This is a genomic window from Pseudomonas sp. 24 E 13, assembly GCF_900004715.1.
GTDB lineage: Bacteria > Pseudomonadota > Gammaproteobacteria > Pseudomonadales > Pseudomonadaceae > Aquipseudomonas > Aquipseudomonas orientalis_A.
In genome coordinates this window covers 40,136-57,877 of the sequence record NZ_CVTO01000154.1, presented here as the reverse complement: position 1 = coordinate 57,877, position 17,742 = coordinate 40,136, and the positions used below count along the sequence as shown (strand labels likewise).

The 17,742-nt window shown below is 61.6% G+C and carries 16 protein-coding genes; 9 read left to right on the top strand and 7 right to left on the bottom strand.

Annotation, left to right across the window (positions count from 1 at the left end):
• The first annotated feature begins 14 nt into the window (after positions 1-14).
• The gene (locus BFP90_RS24095; RefSeq protein WP_065892333.1) at positions 15-1,007 is read left to right on the top strand and encodes a serine O-acetyltransferase; all 993 of its coding nucleotides are present in this window, start codon (positions 15-17) and stop codon (positions 1,005-1,007) included.
• A gap of 2 nt (positions 1,008-1,009) precedes the next feature.
• Positions 1,010-1,741 (top strand): alanyl-tRNA editing protein, encoded by a 732-nt coding sequence (locus BFP90_RS24090; RefSeq protein ID WP_065892332.1) that lies wholly within the window; start codon positions 1,010-1,012, stop codon positions 1,739-1,741.
• A gap of 108 nt (positions 1,742-1,849) precedes the next feature.
• On the opposite strand, the gene prpD is transcribed toward BFP90_RS24090, so the two are convergent.
• From prpD to BFP90_RS24060, 6 genes are all read right to left on the bottom strand, one after another.
• The gene (gene prpD, locus BFP90_RS24085; protein WP_065898144.1) at positions 1,850-3,334 is read right to left on the bottom strand and encodes a 2-methylcitrate dehydratase; all 1,485 of its coding nucleotides are present in this window, start codon (positions 3,332-3,334) and stop codon (positions 1,850-1,852) included.
• Between the two features lie 251 nt (positions 3,335-3,585).
• A complete protein-coding gene (gene prpF, locus BFP90_RS24080) occupies positions 3,586-4,776 on the bottom strand; it encodes a 2-methylaconitate cis-trans isomerase PrpF (RefSeq protein WP_065898143.1) in 1,191 nt (396 codons plus the stop codon).
• An 11-nt stretch (positions 4,777-4,787) separates the two neighbouring features.
• Positions 4,788-7,382: a Fe/S-dependent 2-methylisocitrate dehydratase AcnD gene (gene acnD / locus BFP90_RS24075; RefSeq protein ID WP_065898142.1), complete on the bottom strand. Its 2,595-nt coding sequence runs from the start codon at positions 7,380-7,382 to the stop codon at positions 4,788-4,790.
• 197 nt (positions 7,383-7,579) lie between these two features.
• Positions 7,580-8,707, bottom strand: coding sequence for a bifunctional 2-methylcitrate synthase/citrate synthase (gene prpC / locus BFP90_RS24070; RefSeq protein ID WP_065892328.1), 1,128 nt, complete (start codon positions 8,705-8,707; stop codon positions 7,580-7,582).
• A 36-nt stretch (positions 8,708-8,743) separates the two neighbouring features.
• Entirely contained in the window at positions 8,744-9,637 is an 894-nt protein-coding gene (prpB, locus tag BFP90_RS24065) for a methylisocitrate lyase (protein WP_057721179.1), read from the bottom strand.
• A gap of 13 nt (positions 9,638-9,650) precedes the next feature.
• Positions 9,651-10,349 carry a GntR family transcriptional regulator gene (locus tag BFP90_RS24060; protein ID WP_065892326.1) on the bottom strand — a complete coding sequence of 233 codons (699 nt, stop codon included), beginning with the start codon at positions 10,347-10,349 and terminating at the stop codon, positions 9,651-9,653.
• Between the two features lie 265 nt (positions 10,350-10,614).
• Between BFP90_RS24060 and BFP90_RS24055 the strand changes: the two genes are divergently transcribed.
• The 6 genes from BFP90_RS24055 (at position 10,615) to BFP90_RS24030 (ending at position 16,006) form a co-directional block, all read left to right on the top strand.
• Positions 10,615-11,154 carry a retropepsin-like aspartic peptidase RloA gene (locus tag BFP90_RS24055; protein ID WP_065892325.1) on the top strand — a complete coding sequence of 180 codons (540 nt, stop codon included), beginning with the start codon at positions 10,615-10,617 and terminating at the stop codon, positions 11,152-11,154.
• 5 nt (positions 11,155-11,159) lie between these two features.
• Entirely contained in the window at positions 11,160-12,692 is a 1,533-nt protein-coding gene (locus tag BFP90_RS24050) for an osmotic stress tolerance membrane protein RloB (RefSeq protein ID WP_065887831.1), read from the top strand.
• Positions 12,692-13,678 carry an alpha-L-glutamate ligase-like protein gene (locus tag BFP90_RS24045; RefSeq protein WP_065887830.1) on the top strand — a complete coding sequence of 329 codons (987 nt, stop codon included), beginning with the start codon at positions 12,692-12,694 and terminating at the stop codon, positions 13,676-13,678. The genes BFP90_RS24050 and BFP90_RS24045 overlap by 1 nt, the downstream gene beginning before the upstream one ends.
• A gap of 100 nt (positions 13,679-13,778) precedes the next feature.
• Positions 13,779-15,122: an aminodeoxychorismate synthase component I gene (pabB, locus tag BFP90_RS24040; RefSeq protein ID WP_065898141.1), complete on the top strand. Its 1,344-nt coding sequence runs from the start codon at positions 13,779-13,781 to the stop codon at positions 15,120-15,122.
• A gap of 225 nt (positions 15,123-15,347) precedes the next feature.
• Complete coding sequence (locus tag BFP90_RS24035; protein WP_065887828.1) at positions 15,348-15,650, top strand: type II toxin-antitoxin system HigB family toxin; 303 nt, start codon at positions 15,348-15,350, stop codon at positions 15,648-15,650.
• Positions 15,650-16,006, top strand: coding sequence for a helix-turn-helix domain-containing protein (locus BFP90_RS24030; protein WP_065892322.1), 357 nt, complete (start codon positions 15,650-15,652; stop codon positions 16,004-16,006). Before BFP90_RS24035 ends, BFP90_RS24030 begins: the two co-directional genes overlap by 1 nt.
• Positions 16,007-16,074: 68 nt before the next feature.
• Here BFP90_RS24030 and thrH read toward each other — a convergent pair whose 3' ends face one another.
• Positions 16,075-16,692, bottom strand: coding sequence for a bifunctional phosphoserine phosphatase/homoserine phosphotransferase ThrH (gene thrH, locus BFP90_RS24025; protein ID WP_065898140.1), 618 nt, complete (start codon positions 16,690-16,692; stop codon positions 16,075-16,077).
• A 150-nt stretch (positions 16,693-16,842) separates the two neighbouring features.
• On the opposite strand from thrH, the gene BFP90_RS24020 reads away from it, so the two are divergent.
• Positions 16,843-17,577 (top strand): phosphoadenylyl-sulfate reductase, encoded by a 735-nt coding sequence (locus BFP90_RS24020; protein WP_065898139.1) that lies wholly within the window; start codon positions 16,843-16,845, stop codon positions 17,575-17,577.
• Positions 17,578-17,742 lie beyond the last annotated feature (165 nt).

Here is a 17,742-nt window from a genome sequence, read left to right as displayed (position 1 = left end):
GCGGGGGTGCCTCCATGGGAGGCTTTATCGACATGCAACAGCTGCACGATGAGTTGCTCACCCACCTCATCCAGACCCTGACGCCCGGGCAGATGAAGCAGCTGGAACCGCACCTGGCGCCGCTGGTCCAGAACGCCGCCCAGGCGGTGGCCGAGGACCTGATCGCCTACGCCTATCGCGACCCGGCTTCGCGCGGACGCGGTGAGCTGATCCTGGAATCTTATGCCTCGTTCAAGGCGGTGTTGTTCTACCGGCTTGCGCACCTGGTGTGGCATTTTCCGGAGCCCGCCCACGGCGTATTCACCCGCATTGCGCTCAAGCTCAGCAACCAGGGCAAGATCCTGTCCGGGGCCGAGATTCACCCGGCTGCGCGCATCGGCCGACGCTTTGTGCTGGACCATGGCTACGGCACGGTCATCGGTGAAACCTGCGAGATCGGTCACGACTGCTACATCCTCTGCGGCGTGACCCTGGGCGCCCGCGGTATTGCCAACAACCCGGACGGCAAGCGCCATCCACGCCTGGGCAACCATGTCGAGGTCGGTGCCGGGGCGCGGGTGCTGGGCTACGTGCAGATCGGTGACAATGTGTTTATCAGCCCGGCCTGCGTCATTACCCAGGACGTGCCGGCGGGCACCAAGGTCAAGGTGGTCAACCAGATCCAGTTGCAGAAAAACGATGAATCGGAGCACAGCAACTACCTCGGTGCGTTCGCCCTGGATGAGCGCCTGCACGTGGTCGGCGAGGTCGACGCGGGGCACAAGGTCACGGTGCTGGACGCCGACTTTCATCCCCTGCCGGGGCTGATGCTCGAACCCACGGTGAAGGAGCGGCATCACCTGCAATTTCGCCTGCATCGCCAGGGCGTCAGCGAACAACTGCCACGCCTGCCGCTGAACCTGAAAGTCTGCGGCCCGGCGTTCGAAATCACCCTGCTCTCTCCCCCTGGCTTGAGTGCGATGGTGCGTCACCTGTTGCAAGCCAGCCCACTGATCGTTGGAGGTTGAACATGTCCGTGCACACCATGGAAACCCTGGCGCTGTTCGACAGCGCGCCCTATCAAAACGCCTTCAGCGCCCGGGTGATTGCCGTCAGCGAGCACGGCGTCGCGCTGGAACACACGTTGTTCTACCCCACCGGCGGTGGGCAACCGGGTGACACCGGCCACTTCACCCTGGCCGACGGCACCCGCGTGCAGGTCACCGGCACGGTGCGTGATCCGGTACTGCGCTCGATCATCTGGCATCAGGTGGACCATTGCCCGGCGCAACTGATTGCCGGCGCCCAGGTAGACGCCGGCCTGGACTGGGAGCGCCGCTACCAGCACATGAAGATGCACACCTGCCTGCACTTGCTGTGTTCGATCATCGACGCGCCCGTCACCGGTTGCAGCATCAGCGCGGACAAGGGTCGCCTGGATTTCGACCTGCCGGAAATGACCCTGGACAAAGACAGCATCACCCGCGACCTCAACGCACTGATCGAGCAGGCGCACCCGGTGCAAACCCTGTCGATGGCCGCCACCGAGTACGCCACCCTGCTGCAGATCACCCGCACCCAGGCCGTTGCGCCGCCGGTCATCCAGGGCTCGGTTCGGGTGATTGAAATTGCAGGCATCGACATCCAGCCGTGTGGCGGCACCCACGTGCTCAATACCGAGGAAATCGGCCGGGTGTTCTGCGAGAAGATCGAAAAGAAGAGCAAGCACAACCGCAGGGTGATTTTGCGGTTTGAAGGCTGAAATGTGGGAGGGGGCTTGCCCCCGATGGCGGTGGGTCAGTCACCTGATGCACTGACTGACACTCAGCTATCGGGGGCAAGCCCCCTCCCACATTGACCGCGTTGTTTTCTAGATCATGAACAGGTCCATGAAACGGTTGACTGGGGTAGCCTCAAGCCGTGCCTGGTCCGTGCACAAGGCAAAAATCTCGGCGCTGCGCTGCGCAGGGAAGCGCGTCGCCAGATTGGCTTTGAACTTGGCTTCCAGCAGAGGAATCCCATCCTCCCGACGACGGCGATGGCCAATCGGATACTCCACCGCCACCTGCTCGGTGCAGGTGCCGTCGGTGAAGAACACCTGCACCGCGTTGGCGATGGAGCGCTTGTCAGCCTCCAGGTATTCGCGGCTGTAACGCGGGTCTTCAACGATGACCATTTTCCCGCGCAGCTCATCGATGATCGGATGGGCGGCATGGAAATGGTCTTCATACTGTTCGGCCACCAGGTCGCCGAAGGCCAGGGGCACGGCCGTCATGTATTGCAGGCAATGGTCACGGTCGGCGGCGTTGGCCAATGGGCCGACCTTGGAAATGATACGAATGGCCGACTCGTGGGTGGTGATCACGATACGTTCGACTTCATGCAGGCGCTGCTTGACCTGCGGATGCAGGATGACCGCCGCTTCGCAGGCAGTCTGCGCATGAAATTCAGCGGGAAAGCTGATCTTGAACAGCACGTTTTCCATCACATAGGTGCCGTAGGGCTGGGACAGGCTGAACCTGCGCTGTTCTTCCGGCTTGAGGGCCAGGTCCTTGTTGGTGTGGCTGAACAAAACGTCGTAGAAGCCCCACTGCGGCGCGCTCAGTACACCGGGTATGCCCATCTCGCCACGCATCGCGATATCCGCCAGACGCACCCCGCGACTCGATGCATCGCCCGCCGCCCAGGACTTGCGCGAACCGGCATTGGGCGCATGACGGTAAGTGCGCAACGCCTGCCCGTCGACAAACGCATGGGACAAGGCGGCGAGCAGTTGCTCGCGGTTGGCGCCCATCAGCTTGGCAGTGACTGCCGTCGAGGCGACTTTGACCAGCAGCACATGGTCGAGGCCGACGCGATTGAAGGCGTTTTCCAGGGCGATCACGCCCTGGATCTCGTGGGCCATGATCATCGCTTCCAGCACCGTGCGTAAGCTCAGCGGCGCGTCGCCGTTGGCCACGCGTTGCTGCGACAGATGATCAGCCACCGCGAGGATGCCGCCCAGATTGTCCGAAGGGTGGCCCCACTCCGCCGCGAGCCAGGTGTCGTTGTAATCGAGCCAGCGCACGATGCAGCCGATGTCCCAGGCGGCCTTGACCGGGTCCAGCCGCAACGAAGTGCCCGGCACCCGTGCGCCGAACGGCACCACGGTGCCTTCGACGAGCGGCCCCAGGTGCTTGGTGCACTCGGGAAAGCGCAACGCCAGCAGGCCGCAGCCGAGGGTGTCCATCAGGCAGTTGCGTGCGGTGTCCAGGGCGGCTTGGGACTCGACTTGGTAGGTGAGGACATAGTCGGCAATGTCCTGCAGGACCTGGTCGTAGTCGGGACGGTTGTTCTGGTCGACGTTGGCGCTCATGGCAGTTCTCCAAATGGGTGGTTTATTCCTCAGGGTCACGGTTGATCATCAGGGCAGGTCTGGTTGCCTGCCTTGGAATAGAAATCCCTTGTGGAGCGGGCCCACCTGTAGGAGCGAGCTTGCTCGCGAAAAACTTACAGGCGCCGCGTTCATTCAAAAAGCACGCGTATTCGTTGAAGTTTTTCGCGAGCAAGCTCGCTCCTACAGTAGCAATTAGGGCAAGCCCCCTCCCCTGGGATTGGTGCCGGGTTTTAGAAAGCGTCGCCGGGGACGCGCACGAAACCTTCCATCAACACCCGCGCACTGCGGCTCATGATGGCTTTCTTCACCACCCATTCACCGTTGACTTGCGTCGCCTCGGCACCGACGCGCAAGGTGCCCGAAGGATGGCCGAAGCGCACGGCGTTGCGCTCCACGCCACCTGCAGCCTGGTTGACCAGGGTGCCGGAAATCGCCGCCGCCGTGCCGATCGCCACCGCCGCCGTGCCCATCATGGCGTGGTGCAACTTGCCCATGGATAGGGCCCGCACCAGCAGGTCCACATCGCCGGCCTTGACGGCCTTGCCGCTGGAGGCCACGTAATCGGCAGGCTTGGCCACGAACGCAACCTTCGGCGTGTGCTGGCGCTGGGCCGCTTCGTCCAGGTGTTTGATCAGGCCCATGCGCAACGCGCCATAGGCACGCACGGTCTCGAACATCGCCAGGGCCTGCGGGTCGCCGTTGATTGCGCCTTGCAGCTCGGTGCCGGTGTAGCCCAGGTCTTGAGCATTGATGAAAATCGTCGGGATGCCGGCATTGATCAGGGTGGCCTTGAAGGTGCCGAAACCCGGCACTTCCAGTTCGTCGATCAGGTTGCCGGTGGGGAACATCGAGCCGCCACCGCCCTCTTCTTCCGCCGCCGGGTCGATGAATTCCAGCTGCACTTCGGCGGCGGGAAAGGTCACGCCGTCGAGTTCGAAATCACCGGTTTCCTGCACCGCACCGTCGGTAATCGGCACGTGGGCAATGATGGTCTTGCCGATATTGGCCTGCCATATGCGCACCACGGCCACGCCGTTGTGGGGCACGCGGCCCGGGTCGACCAGGCCGGCGCTGATGGCGAACGAACCGACCGCCGCCGACAGGTTGCCGCAGTTGCCACTCCAGTCGACAAATGGCTTGTCGATGGAGACCTGGCCAAACAGGTAATCCACGTCGTGCCCGGCACGGGTGCTCCTGGACAGGATCACGCTTTTGCTGGTGCTGGAGGTGGCGCCGCCCATGCCGTCGATCTGCTTGTCATAGGGATCGGGGCTGCCGATCACCCGCAACAACAAGGCGTCACGGGCAGCCCCCGGCACCTGGGCCGATGGCGGCAGGTCTTCGAGGCTGAAGAAAACCCCCTTGCTGGTGCCGCCACGCATATAGGTGGCGGGGATCTTGATTTGCGCTGCGTATGCCATGGTTATCCTCTTCAGGCGGTGGCCGCCGATTCCAGGAAGTCCTGGGCAAAACGTTGCAACACGCCGCCCGCCTCGTAGATTGACACTTCTTCAGCGGTGTCCAGGCGGCAGGTCACCGGCACCTCGACACGCTCGCCACTTTTGCGGTTTATCACCAGGGTCAGTTGCGCACGCGGCGTGCGTTCGCCGAGCACGTCATAGGTTTCGCTGCCGTCGATCTTGAGTGTGTGGCGGTCGGTGCCCGGCAGGAACTCCAGGGGCAATACGCCCATGCCGACCAGGTTGGTGCGGTGGATACGCTCGAAACCCTCGGCGGCGATCGCTTCCACCCCGGCCAGGCGTACGCCCTTGGCCGCCCAGTCGCGCGACGAGCCCTGGCCGTAGTCGGCACCGGCGATGATAATCAGCGGCTGCTTGCGTTCCATGTAGGTTTCGATGGCTTCCCACATCCGCGTGACCTTGCCTTCCGGCTCGATACGCGCCAGGGAGCCCTGCTTGACCTTGCCATTTTCCTGCACCATTTCGTTGAACAGTTTCGGGTTGGCGAAGGTGGCGCGTTGCGCGGTCAGGTGATCGCCCCGGTGCGTCGCGTAGGAGTTGAAGTCAACTTCCGGCAGGCCCATTTTCGCCAGGTACTCGCCGGCGGCGCTGTCGAGCATGATCGCGTTGGACGGCGACAGGTGATCGGTGGTGATGTTGTCCGGCAACACCGCCAGCGGGCGCATGCCCTTGAGCGGACGCGCACCGGCCAATGCACCTTCCCAATACGGCGGGCGGCGAATATAGGTGCTTTGCGGGCGCCAGTCGTACAGCGGGGTGACTTTGGGACCGGTGTCTTCGTGAATCGCGAACATCGGGATGTACACCGCGCGAAACTGCTCCGGCTTGACCGACGCCTTGACCACCGCGTCGATCTCTTCGTCGCTTGGCCAGATGTCCTGCAGGCGGATTTCCTTGCCGTCGGCGTCGAGCCCGAGCACGTCTTTCTCGATATCGAACCGAATGGTGCCGGCAATCGCATAGGCCACGACCAGCGGCGGCGAGGCCAGGAACGCCTGCTTGGCATACGGGTGAATGCGCCCGTCGAAGTTGCGGTTGCCCGACAGCACGGCAGTGGCGTACAGGTCGCGGTCGATGATTTCCTGCTGGATCAGCGGGTCGAGCGCGCCGGACATGCCGTTGCAGGTGGTGCAGGCAAAGGCCACCACGCCAAACCCGAGTTTTTCCAGCTCATGCCCCAGGCCTGCTTCCTCCAGGTACATGGCCACAGTTTTCGAGCCCGGCGCCAGGGACGACTTGACCCACGGCTTGCGCGTCAGCCCGAGCCTGTTGGCGTTACGCGCCAGCAGGCCGGCGGCGATCACGTTGCGCGGGTTACTGGTGTTGGTGCAACTGGTGATGGCGGCGATGATCACGGCGCCGTCGGGCATTTGCCCTGGCACTTCGTCCCACTGGCCGCTGATGCCTTTTGACGCCAGGTCGCGGGTGGCGACACGGGCGTGCGGATTGCTCGGGCCGGCCATATTGCGCACTACGCTGGAGAGATCGAATGTCAGGCCACGCTCGTAGTGCGCGCCCTTGAGATCATCGGCCCACAGGCCGGTGTGGCGCGCATATTGTTCGACCAGGGCGACTTGTTCGTCTTCCCGGCCAGTGAGTTTCAGGTAGGCGATGGTCTGCTGGTCGATGTAGAACATGGCCGCAGTGGCGCCGTATTCGGGGGCCATGTTGGAAATCGTCGCACGGTCGCCCAGGGTCAATGCCGACGCCCCTTCCCCGAAGAACTCCAGCCAGGCGCCGACCACCTTCTGTTGGCGCAGGAACTCGGTCAGCGCCAGCACCATATCGGTGGCGGTGATACCCGGCTGCAGCTTGCCGGTCAACTCCACGCCGACGCTTTCGGGCAGGCGCATCCACGACGCACGCCCAAGCATCACGCTTTCGGCCTCAAGGCCGCCGACGCCGATGGCGATCACGCCCAGGGCATCCACATGCGGGGTGTGGCTGTCGGTGCCGACGCACGTGTCGGGGAACGCCACACCGTCACGTACCTGAATCACCGGGGACATTTTCTCCAGGTTGATCTGGTGCATGATGCCGTTGCCGGGCGGGATCACGTCGACGTTCTTGAAGGCCTTCTTGGTCCACTCGATAAAGTGAAAGCGATCTTCGTTGCGGCGGTCTTCGATGGCGCGGTTTTTTTCGAACGCCTGGGGGTCGGCACCACCGGCTTCGACGGCCAGGGAGTGGTCGACGATCAACTGGGTGGGCACCACCGGGTTGACCTGCGCCGGATCGCCGCCTTGCAGGGCAATGGCGTCGCGCAGGCCGGCCAGGTCCACCAGCGCGGTCTGGCCGAGGATGTCATGGCAGACCACGCGGGCCGGGAACCAGGGGAAATCGAGGTCACGCCGACGTTCGATCAGTTGGCTCAGGGACGCGTTGAGGGTGGCCGGGTCGCAGCGGCGCACCAGGTTTTCCGCGAGCACCCGTGAGGTATACGGCAAAGTGGCGTAGGCGCCGGGGCTGATTGCCTCGACAGCCGCACGGGCGTCGAAGAAATCCAGGCGGCTGCCGGGGAGCGGTTTGCGAAATTCAGTGTTCATCGTCAGGACTCGGTCACGGTGATAACAAAAAGGACCCACTGATCCAGCGTTGAAATGCCATTTAAATGTGGGAGGGGGCTTGCCCCCGATGGCGGTGTATCAGTCGACACATGTGCTGCATGACACACTGCTATCGGGGGCAAGCCCCCTCCCACACGTTGATCGCATTCCAGTCCCGGGTCCGCGGGCCCTCTCATTCAGCGACGTTCGATTGGCACGAACTTGCGCTGCTCAACGCCGATGTACTCGGCGCTTGGACGGATGATGCGGTTATTGGCGCGCTGCTCGAACACGTGCGCCGCCCAGCCGGTGAGCCGCGAGCAGACGAAAATCGGCGTGAACAGCTTGGTGGGAATGCCCATGAAGTGGTACGCCGAGGCATGGTAGAAATCGGCATTGGGGAACAGTTTCTTCTGCTCCCACATGGTCTTATCGATGGCTTCGGACACCGGGAACAACACCGTGTCGCCCACCTCGTCAGCGAGTTTTTTCGACCAGCCCTTGATCACTTCGTTACGCGGGTCGCTGTCCTTGTAGATCGCGTGGCCAAAACCCATGATCTTGTCCTTGCGCGCCAGCATGCCGAGGGTGCCTTCGACGGCTTCTTCGGCCGAACCGAAACGCTCGATCATCTCCATCGCCGCTTCGTTGGCACCGCCGTGCAGCGGGCCGCGCAGGGAACCGATGGCCGCGGTGACGCAGGAATACAGGTCGGACAGGGTCGACGCACAGACCCGGGCGGTGAAGGTCGAGGCGTTGAATTCGTGTTCGGCGTAGAGGATCAGCGACACGTTCATCACTTTGACATGCAGGTCGCTCGGCTTCTTGCCGTGCAGCAGGTGCAGGAAGTGCCCGCCAATGCTCGGCTCGTCGGTGACGCAGTCGATGCGTTTGCCGTCGTGGCTGAAGCGGTACCAGTAGCACATGATCGCCGGGAACGCGGCGAGCAGGCGGTCGGTGACGTCATGCTGCACGCTGAAGTCTTTTTCCGGCTCGATATTGCCCAGGAACGAACAACCGGTGCGCATCACGTCCATCGGGTGGGCGTCGGCGGGGATGCGCTCGAGCACTTCCTTCAACGCTTGCGGCAAGTCGCGCAGCTTGCCCAGCCTGGCGCTGTAGGCCGCCAGTTCGGCCTGGGTCGGCAGTTCGCCGTACAGCAGCAGGTAGGCAACTTCTTCAAATTGCGCATCGGCGGCCAGTTCACGCACGTCATAGCCGCGATAGGTCAAGCCGGCACCGGCCTGGCCCACGGTCGACAATGCGGTCTGCCCGGCCACCTGGCCACGCAGGCCGGCGCCACTCAATACTTTTGCTTCAGCCATGGTTCTTCTCCCATTTTATATTTGTTCAGAGAGCCGTTACTTTTTCGCGGCAAACAGCGCGTCGAGCTTCTGCTCGAAGGTGTGGTAGTCGATACGATCGTAAAGCTCCATGCGGGTTTGCATGGTGTCGATCACATTCTGCTGCGTACCGTCGCGGCGGATCGCGGTGTAGACATTCTCGGCCGCCTTGTTCATGGCGCGGAACGCCGAGAGCGGGTACAGCACGATGGAAACATCGGCAGATTTCAACTGTTCGGTGGTGAACAGCGGGGTCGCGCCGAATTCGGTGATGTTGGCCAGGATCGGTGCCTTGACCCGCGAGGCGAACAGCTTGTACATCTCAAGTTCGGTGATGGCTTCCGGGAACACCATGTCGGCGCCGGCCTCGATGCAGGCGGCGGCGCGCTCCAGGGCGGACTCCAGACCTTCCACGGCCAGGGCGTCGGTGCGGGCCATGATCACGAAGCTGTCATCGGTGCGCGCGTCCACGGCGGCCTTGATGCGGTCGACCATTTCCTGCTGGGACACGATTTCCTTGTTAGGGCGATGGCCGCAACGCTTGGCGCCGACCTGGTCTTCGATATGGATGGCGGCGGCGCCGAACTTGATCATCGACTTGACGGTGCGCGCCACGTTGAACGCCGAGGAACCGAAACCGGTGTCCACGTCCACCAGCAGCGGCAGGTCGCACACATCGGTGATACGGCGTACATCGGTCAGCACGTCATCCAGGCCGGTGATGCCCAGGTCCGGTACGCCCAGGGAGCCGGCGGCCACGCCGCCGCCTGAGAGGTAGATCGCCTTGAAGCCGGCGCGCTTGGCCAGCAAGGCGTGGTTGGCATTGATTGCGCCAACCACCTGCAGCGGCTGTTCACTGGCGACCGCGTCTCGGAAACGCTGGCCTGGGGTGCTCTTGTTCGTGGAACTCATGACTCACCTCTATTTATTGGGGAGCGCCGTCCGGAAAGTGACGGGCGATGTTGCGTTTGGAAGCACCGATATGCCGGCGCATCAACAGTTCGGCCAGTTCACCGTCGCGATCGGCAATCGCGTCAAGAATGCGGTGATGCTCGGCAAAGGCCTGGCGGGGACGGTTGGGGGTGGCGGAAAACTGGATGCGGTACATGCGCACCAATTGGTACAGCTCACCGCAGAGCATCTGGGTCAGGGTGCGGTTACCGGCACCTTGAATGATCCGGTAATGAAAATCGAAGTCACCTTCCTGCTGGTAATAGCCGACACCGGCCTGGAACGCGGCGTCCCGTTCATGGGTGTGCAATACCTGGCGCAGTTCTTCGATTTCCGCGTCGGTCATGCGCTCGGCCGCCAGCCGGCAAGCCATGCCTTCCAATGACTCGCGGATTTCATACAGCTCGATCAGCTCGGCGTGACTCAATGACACCACCCGCGCGCCGACATGGGGCACCCGTACCAGCAGGCGCTGGCCTTCCAGACGGTGAATCGCCTCGCGCAACGGGCCACGGCTGATGCCGTAGGTACGCGCCAGCTCCGGTTCGGAAATCTTCGTGCCGGGGGCGATCTCGCCCTTGACGATGGCGGCCTGGATGCGCCGGAAGACGTTTTCCGACATAGTTTGGGATTCATCCGACAGCGCCGACGGAAATTCCGAGTGATCCAGCATATTGTCGACACCTTTAAAAGCAATGCGGCAAAAACTAGCTAATACTCACTGCTTAGTCAAAGAATAAATCAACATTGTCGACAATCGTCTAATAACCTTATTGGCCGTTGATGAGCATGGCCGCCTGCCAGCGCTGGCGCCAAAAAAGCATCATGTTAGAATGCCCGCCGCTTTTGCCTGACATCTCAAGATGAAATGGCGCACGAGGGAGCTTGCGCAGTAATGCCAGTCGCCTTGAATTTCGCACTGCATCGCCTCAGGAACTATGAGACTCAAGCCCTTCCCCCTATTGTTGTTATGCCTATTGTCCATACCGAGCCTTGGCGTTGCCGCCGAGAAGACGGTGTATGGCCTGAACGAATACGCCAAGCTGGCGGGCATCGACCTGGAAGTCGCGGCCAAACTCGACACCGGCGCCAAGACCGCCTCGCTGAGTGCGCGCGATATCAAACGCTTCAAGCGCAACGGCGAATCCTGGGTACGCTTCTACCTGGCCATCGATACCGCCCACTCCCACCCCATCGAACGCCCCCTGGCCCGCGTCAGCAAAATCAAGCGCCGCGCCGATGACTACGACCCCGATGAGGACAAGCAGTACACCGCTCGTCCGGTGATTGCCCTGGATATCTGCATGGGCAGCGCTTTACGCAGTATCGAAGTGAACTTGACCGACCGCAGCACCTTCCAATATCCGCTGCTGATCGGCTCCGAAGCGCTCAAGCGCTTTGATGCGCTGATCGACCCCAGTCTTAAATATGCAGCAGGCAAACCTGCCTGCGCCGCCGACGCTCATACCGCCGAGTAAACCGAATGCGCTCTCTGACCCTGCACCTGAAAATCCTGATCACCATTCTGGTGGTGCTGGGTATTTCGGTCACCGCCTACCAGATCTTCGTGCTGGGCATCCCTGTCACCGAGGACGCCACCGACGACTTGTGGAACATCGACGCCAAGGTCGAGTTCGTCGCCAACCCCAAGGACCCGGTGAAGATTTCGATGTTCGTGCCGCCGTTGAGCCGCGACTTCGTCAGCCTCAATGAGAGTTTCATCTCGAACAACTACGGGGTGAGCGTCAACCGCGCCGACGGCAACCGCAAGGTCACCTGGTCGGCGCGCCGCGCCAAGGGTAACCAGACGCTGTATTACCGCCTGGTGCTGACCAAGCGCTACAGCGGTGAAAAGGTCAAGATCAAGGGCCCGACCTTTCGCGACAGCATCGCCGTGGAAGGCCCGGAAAAAATCGCCGCCGAAGCCTTGCTCGCGCCGATTCGCCAGCACTCGGCAGACGTCGAAACCTTTATCACCGAAGCCATCAAGCGCACCAACAACCTCAACGACGACAATGTAAAACTGCTGCTGGCGGGCGACCCGTCGACGCCGCACAAGGCCAAGATCGTCGAATTGCTGTTGTCCATCGCCCACGTCCCGGTGGAAAAAGTCCACACCATCCGCCTCGTCGCCGACCAGCCGCAATCGCCTGAACTGTGGCTGCGCAGCTTCAACGGCAACGACTGGCTGTACTTCAACCCGGAAACCGGTGAACAAGGCCTGCCCGCCGACCGCCTGCTGTGGTGGACCGGCGATGAAAACCTGATCACGGTCGATGGCGGCAAGAAAGCCATGGTCACCTTCAGCCTGAACAACAGCGAGATGAATGCCATTCGCCTGGCCAAGCTGACCGACGAAAACACCGACGCCAACTTTCTCGAATACTCGCTGTACGGCCTGCCGCTGCAAACCCAGCAGACGTTCATGATCATGGTGATGATCCCGATTGGCGTGCTGGTGATCCTGATCCTGCGCAACCTGATCGGCCTGCAGACCCTGGGCACCTTCACCCCGGTGCTGATTGCCCTGGCGTTTCGCGAGACGCAACTGGGCTTCGGCATTGTGCTGTTCACCATTATTACCGCACTGGGGCTGTCGCTCAGGTCCTACCTGGAACACCTCAAGCTGCAGATGCTGCCGCGCCTGTCGGTGGTGCTGACCTTCGTGGTGGTGCTGATTGCCGCCATCAGCCTGTTCAGCCACAAGCTGGGCCTGGAGCGAGGCCTGTCGGTGGCGCTGTTCCCGATGGTGATCCTGACCATGACCATCGAACGCCTGTCGATCACCTGGGAAGAGCGCGGCGCCAACCATGCGCTGAAAGTCGCGATCGGCACGCTGTTCGCAGCCTCCCTGGCGCACATCATCATGAGCGTGCCGGAGCTGGTCTACTTCGTGTTCACCTTCCCGGCGATCCTGCTGATCCTGGTAGGTTTCATGCTGGCCATGGGGCGTTATCGCGGTTATCGCCTGACCGAACTGGTACGTTTCAAGGCGTTCTTGAAGGCTGACTCGTAATGTTCGGCTTCTGGAAGACCTGGAAAGCCCTGGAGGCGCGCGGGATCATGGGCATCAACCGGCGTAACGCCGACTACGTGCTCAAGTACAACAAGCGCAGCCTGTACCCGATCGTGGATGACAAGATCATCACCAAGGAGCGGGCCATGGCGGCCGGCATCCATGTGCCGCAAATGTACGGGGTGATCTCCACCGAGAAGGAAATCGACAAGCTCGACGACATTATCGGCGGGCGCAGCGACTTCGTGATCAAGCCCGCCCAGGGTGCCGGCGGCGATGGCATCCTGGTGGTGGCGGACCGTTTTGAAGGGCGCTATCGCACGGTGTCCGGCAAGATCATCAGCCATGAAGAAATCGAGCATCAGATTTCCAGCATCCTGACCGGCCTGTACTCCCTGGGCGGCCACCGCGACCGCGCCTTGATCGAATACCGCGTGGTGCCCGACCAGATCTTCAAGAGCATCAGCTACGAAGGCGTGCCGGATATCCGCATCATTGTGCTGATGGGGTATCCGGTGATGGCGATGCTGCGCTTGCCGACCCGTCAGTCCGGTGGCAAGGCCAACCTGCACCAGGGCGCGATTGGCGTGGGCGTGGATCTGGCCACCGGCCTGACCCTGCGTGGCACATGGCTGAACACCATCATCACCAAGCACCCGGATACAACCAATGCGGTGGATGGCGTGCAACTGCCCAACTGGGACGGCTTCATGAAGTTGGCGGCCGGCTGTTATGAGCTGTGCGGCCTGGGCTATATCGGCGTGGACATGGTGCTCGACCAGGAAAAAGGCCCGCTGATCCTGGAGCTGAACGCGCGGCCGGGGCTGAATATCCAGATTGCCAACGACTGCGGCCTGACCCTGCGCACCCATGCGGTGGAGGCGCGGCTGGAAGAACTGAAAGCCGCCGGCGTGACCGAAACCGTGGAAGAGCGGGTGAAGTTCGTACAGGAAATGTTCGGGCATATTCCGCCGGTGGAAGGCTGATCCGGTCTTCAAACTGTCTATCCCCGACATCCCCTCTAGGAGCAAATCCTACAGGGGACTACAATCCTCTCCCCCGTGCCACTGGCTGATCCACCCCCGCATGTCGACCTGTTCCGTACATCCGCTGCCCTATCGGGCCAACCCCGCCGAGTACTTTACGGCGATTCGTCATGCCCCTGGCGCGGTGCTGCTCGACAGCGGCCGGCCGGCCGCCGAGCGTGGCCGTTACGACCTGCTCAGCGCCTGGCCGGAGGCGACCTTCGCGGTTGAGCCTGAGGAGCGCGGCGACAATTTCCTGCAACGCCTGCGCGATAGCCTGACGAACTTGGGCGAAGCGACGCTGCCCTCCGGTACAGAGCTGCCCTTTGCCGGTGGTTTGATCGGCTACCTGAGTTATGACTTCGGCCGCCACCTGGAACACATGCCGCACTTGGCGGTAGACGATTTGCACCTGCCGGACGCGCGCCTGGGCCTGTATGCCTGGGCGCTGATCAGTGATCACCAGGCGCAGACCAGCCAACTGGTGTTTCACCCCACACTGGCCGACCGTGAGCGGCAGCGCCTGATTGCCTTGTTCAGTCGGCCATTCACTGCGCCAACGGCCAGCTTCACGCTGCAAGGCCCCATGGCGCCGGACCTCACGGCCGAGGCGTACCGCCAGGCCATCGTGCGCATCCAGGACTACATCCAGGCCGGTGACTGCTATCAGGTCAACTTTGCCCAGCGTTTTCGCGCGCCGTGCGCCGGTGATCCCTGGGTGGCTTACTGCGCATTGCGCCAAGCGTGCCCGACGCCGTTCTCCGGATTTCAGAGCCTGCCGGATCACGGTGCGGTATTGAGCCTGTCGCCCGAGCGTTTCGTGCGGGTCAGCGAGCGCCATGTCGAAACCCGCCCGATCAAGGGCACCCGCCCCCGTGGCCTGACACCCCAGGAAGACGCCGCGCACGCCGACGAACTGTTGGCCAGCCCCAAGGACCGCGCGGAAAACCTGATGATCGTCGACCTGCTGCGCAACGACCTCGGCCGCAGTTGCCGAATCGGCTCGGTAAACGTACCGGAACTGTTCAGCCTGGAAAGCTACCCCAACGTGCACCACCTGGTGAGCAGCGTCACCGGCACGCTGGCCGACGACAAGGATGCCCTCGACCTCATCGAAGGCAGCTTCCCCGGCGGCTCCATCACCGGCGCGCCGAAGATCCGCGCCATGCAGATCATCGACGAACTGGAGCCGACCCGACGTGGCTTGTACTGCGGTTCACTGATGTACCTGGACGTGCGCGGCGAAATGGACAGCTCCATTGCCATCCGCAGCCTGCTGGTCAAGGACGGGCAAGTGTGCTGCTGGGGCGGCGGCGGAATCGTGGCGGACTCGCAGTGGGAGGCGGAATATCAGGAGTCGCTGACGAAGGTACGGGTGTTGTTACACACCCTGGAAGCGCTCTAGAACCAGGCCATTCCTGCCGCGCAAGGCAGCGACTTCGCCACGAAAAACCCCGAATCAGAACGGTTGTGGACCGACGGTGAGCTGCGCGATAGCTTCCGTCTTCCACCGCCCACCGGCCGTCTGTGAAGGATCACATATGCGACTGCTCAATCGTCAGGATTTGTTTCAGGAATTGCATCCTCTCCCGCTCCACTCTACTATCTCCCAAAACGGGAGGTCAGAACGATGCGCATAATCGCTCTCTCCACCCTACGAATATTCTGGGAGAGTCGCCCGGCTTTTGCCGACGCGAAAACGCCCTTGGTCGAGCTGTATCGCCATATGGAAAAAGCCACTTATCCGACACCACAGGCCCTCAAGGCAGAGCTCAGGACTGCGAGCATTCTCAAAGGCGCCAGGGTTGTGTTCAACGTGGGTGGCAACAAGTATCGGGTGATCATGTCGATCGATTATGAGCGACAACTTGGGTTTATCCGCTTCGTCGGCACCCACGCGCAGTACGACTCAATCAACGCGGAGACCGTGTGATGAACATCAAACCTATTCACTCTCAGGAAGACCTGGCCGCTGCGCTCGCGCGCGTCGAGCAGATTTGGGGAGCGGCCATCGGCAGCCCCGAAGGTGACGAACTCGAAATTCTCGCTGTTCTCATCGAGAAATACGAGGCGGAACATTTTCCAATGCCGCCTTCGGACCCTGTGGAAGCGATCAAATTCCGCATGGAACAAATGGGCTTGACCGCCCGCGACCTTGAACCCTTTATCGGCCCCAGCGGGCGAGTTTCAGAAGTTCTGAACGGCAAGCGCAAACTGAGCCTGGCGATGATCAAACGTCTGCATGAAGGATTGTGTATTCCTTACGAACGATTGCTGGCAGGCATTTAGGCGCAGGCTGGGAGGCCCATGTGGGAGGGGGCTTGCTCCCGATGAGGCCATCAGCCGCGCCGGACAACTTACAGGCTCAACGGCCGATTCGACGCTTTGATAAACTCCCGCTTCAAATCCTCAAACGTGTGCACGGCCGGAAACTGCGGGAATTCACGAATCACATTGTCTGGCGCATGGAACAGAATTCCGCGATCAGCCTCCGCCAGCATTGTGGTGTCGTTGTAGGAATCGCCGGCAGCAATCACGCGGTAATACAGCGTCTTGAACGCCAGTACCGACTGGCGCTTGGGGTCTTTCTGGCGCAGCTGGTAACCGGCCACCCGGTCGCTTTCATCGGTAATCAGGCGGTGGCAAAGCAAGGTCGGAAAGCCCAGCTGGCGCATCAGCGGCTGGGAGAATTCGTAGAAGGTGTCGGAGAGAATCACCACCTGAAAGCGTTCGCGCAGCCAGTTGACGAACTCGATGGCGCCGTCCAGTGGCTTGAGTGTCGCGATCACTTGCTGGATATCGGCAAGCTTGAGCCCATGCTCGTCGAGGATACGCAGGCGCTGCTGCATCAACACGTCGTAGTCGGGAATGTCACGGGTGGTGGCGCGCAGGGATTCAATACCGGTTTTTTCGGCGAAGGCGATCCAGATTTCCGGAACCAGTACCCCTTCCAGGTCGAGACAGGCAATTTCCACAAGACACTCCGTTCGTATTATTCAAGTTGAGCGAGCAAAAGGACTGCCGAACTCTAGCGATTCAAGCACGCCGCCGCAACGCAGGGCGGATTTTGATACCATCGCCGCCTATAGAGCGCTCAGCGCCACTGACCTGTAGGAACCGTCCTGATGAACCAAGCCTTCGACGTCGTTGAACTCGCCACGACCTATGCCAACAAGTCCGCCCAAGACATTCTCAAGCTGGCGTTCAGCCAGTTCGGTGACGACCTGTGGATTTCCTTCAGCGGCGCCGAAGATGTGGTGCTGGTGGACATGGCCTGGAAACTGAACAAGAACGTCAAGGTGTTCAGCCTCGACACCGGCCGGCTGCACCCGGAAACCTATCGGTTTATCGAACAGGTGCGTGACTTCTACAAGATCGACATCGAACTGATCTCGCCGGACCAGAGCAAGCTGGAACCCTTCGTCAAGGAGAAAGGCCTGTTCAGCTTCTATAGGGACGGTCATGGCGAGTGCTGCGGCATCCGCAAGATCGAACCGTTGCGCCGCAAACTCGCAGGTGTACGCGCCTGGGCCACCGGCCAGCGCCGCGACCAGAGCCCGGGCACCCGCAGTCAGGTGGCCGCGCTGGAAATCGATACGGCGTTCTCTACCCCGGAACGTACCCTGTACAAGTTCAACCCGCTGGCGCAGATGACCAGTGAGGAAATCTGGGGTTACATCCGCATGCTTGAGCTGCCCTATAACAGCCTGCATGAACGCGGCTTTATCAGCATTGGTTGCGAGCCCTGCACCCGCCCGGTATTGCCCAACCAGCACGAGCGAGAAGGCCGCTGGTGGTGGGAAGAAGCCACGCAGAAGGAATGCGGGCTGCATGCGGGGAATATCATCAGCAAGGCTTGAAGTTGATGCGGTAAAACCTGTGGGAGGGGGCTTGTGTGGGAGGGGGCTTGCCCCCGATGGCGGCCTCTGGGCCTACCGGGATGTTGGATCAGATCGAGTACATATCCGTTTCTGCGGTAACGGCTACTTAGGGTTCCGCCCTGACGGCGGGTCACTTTGGAAAAG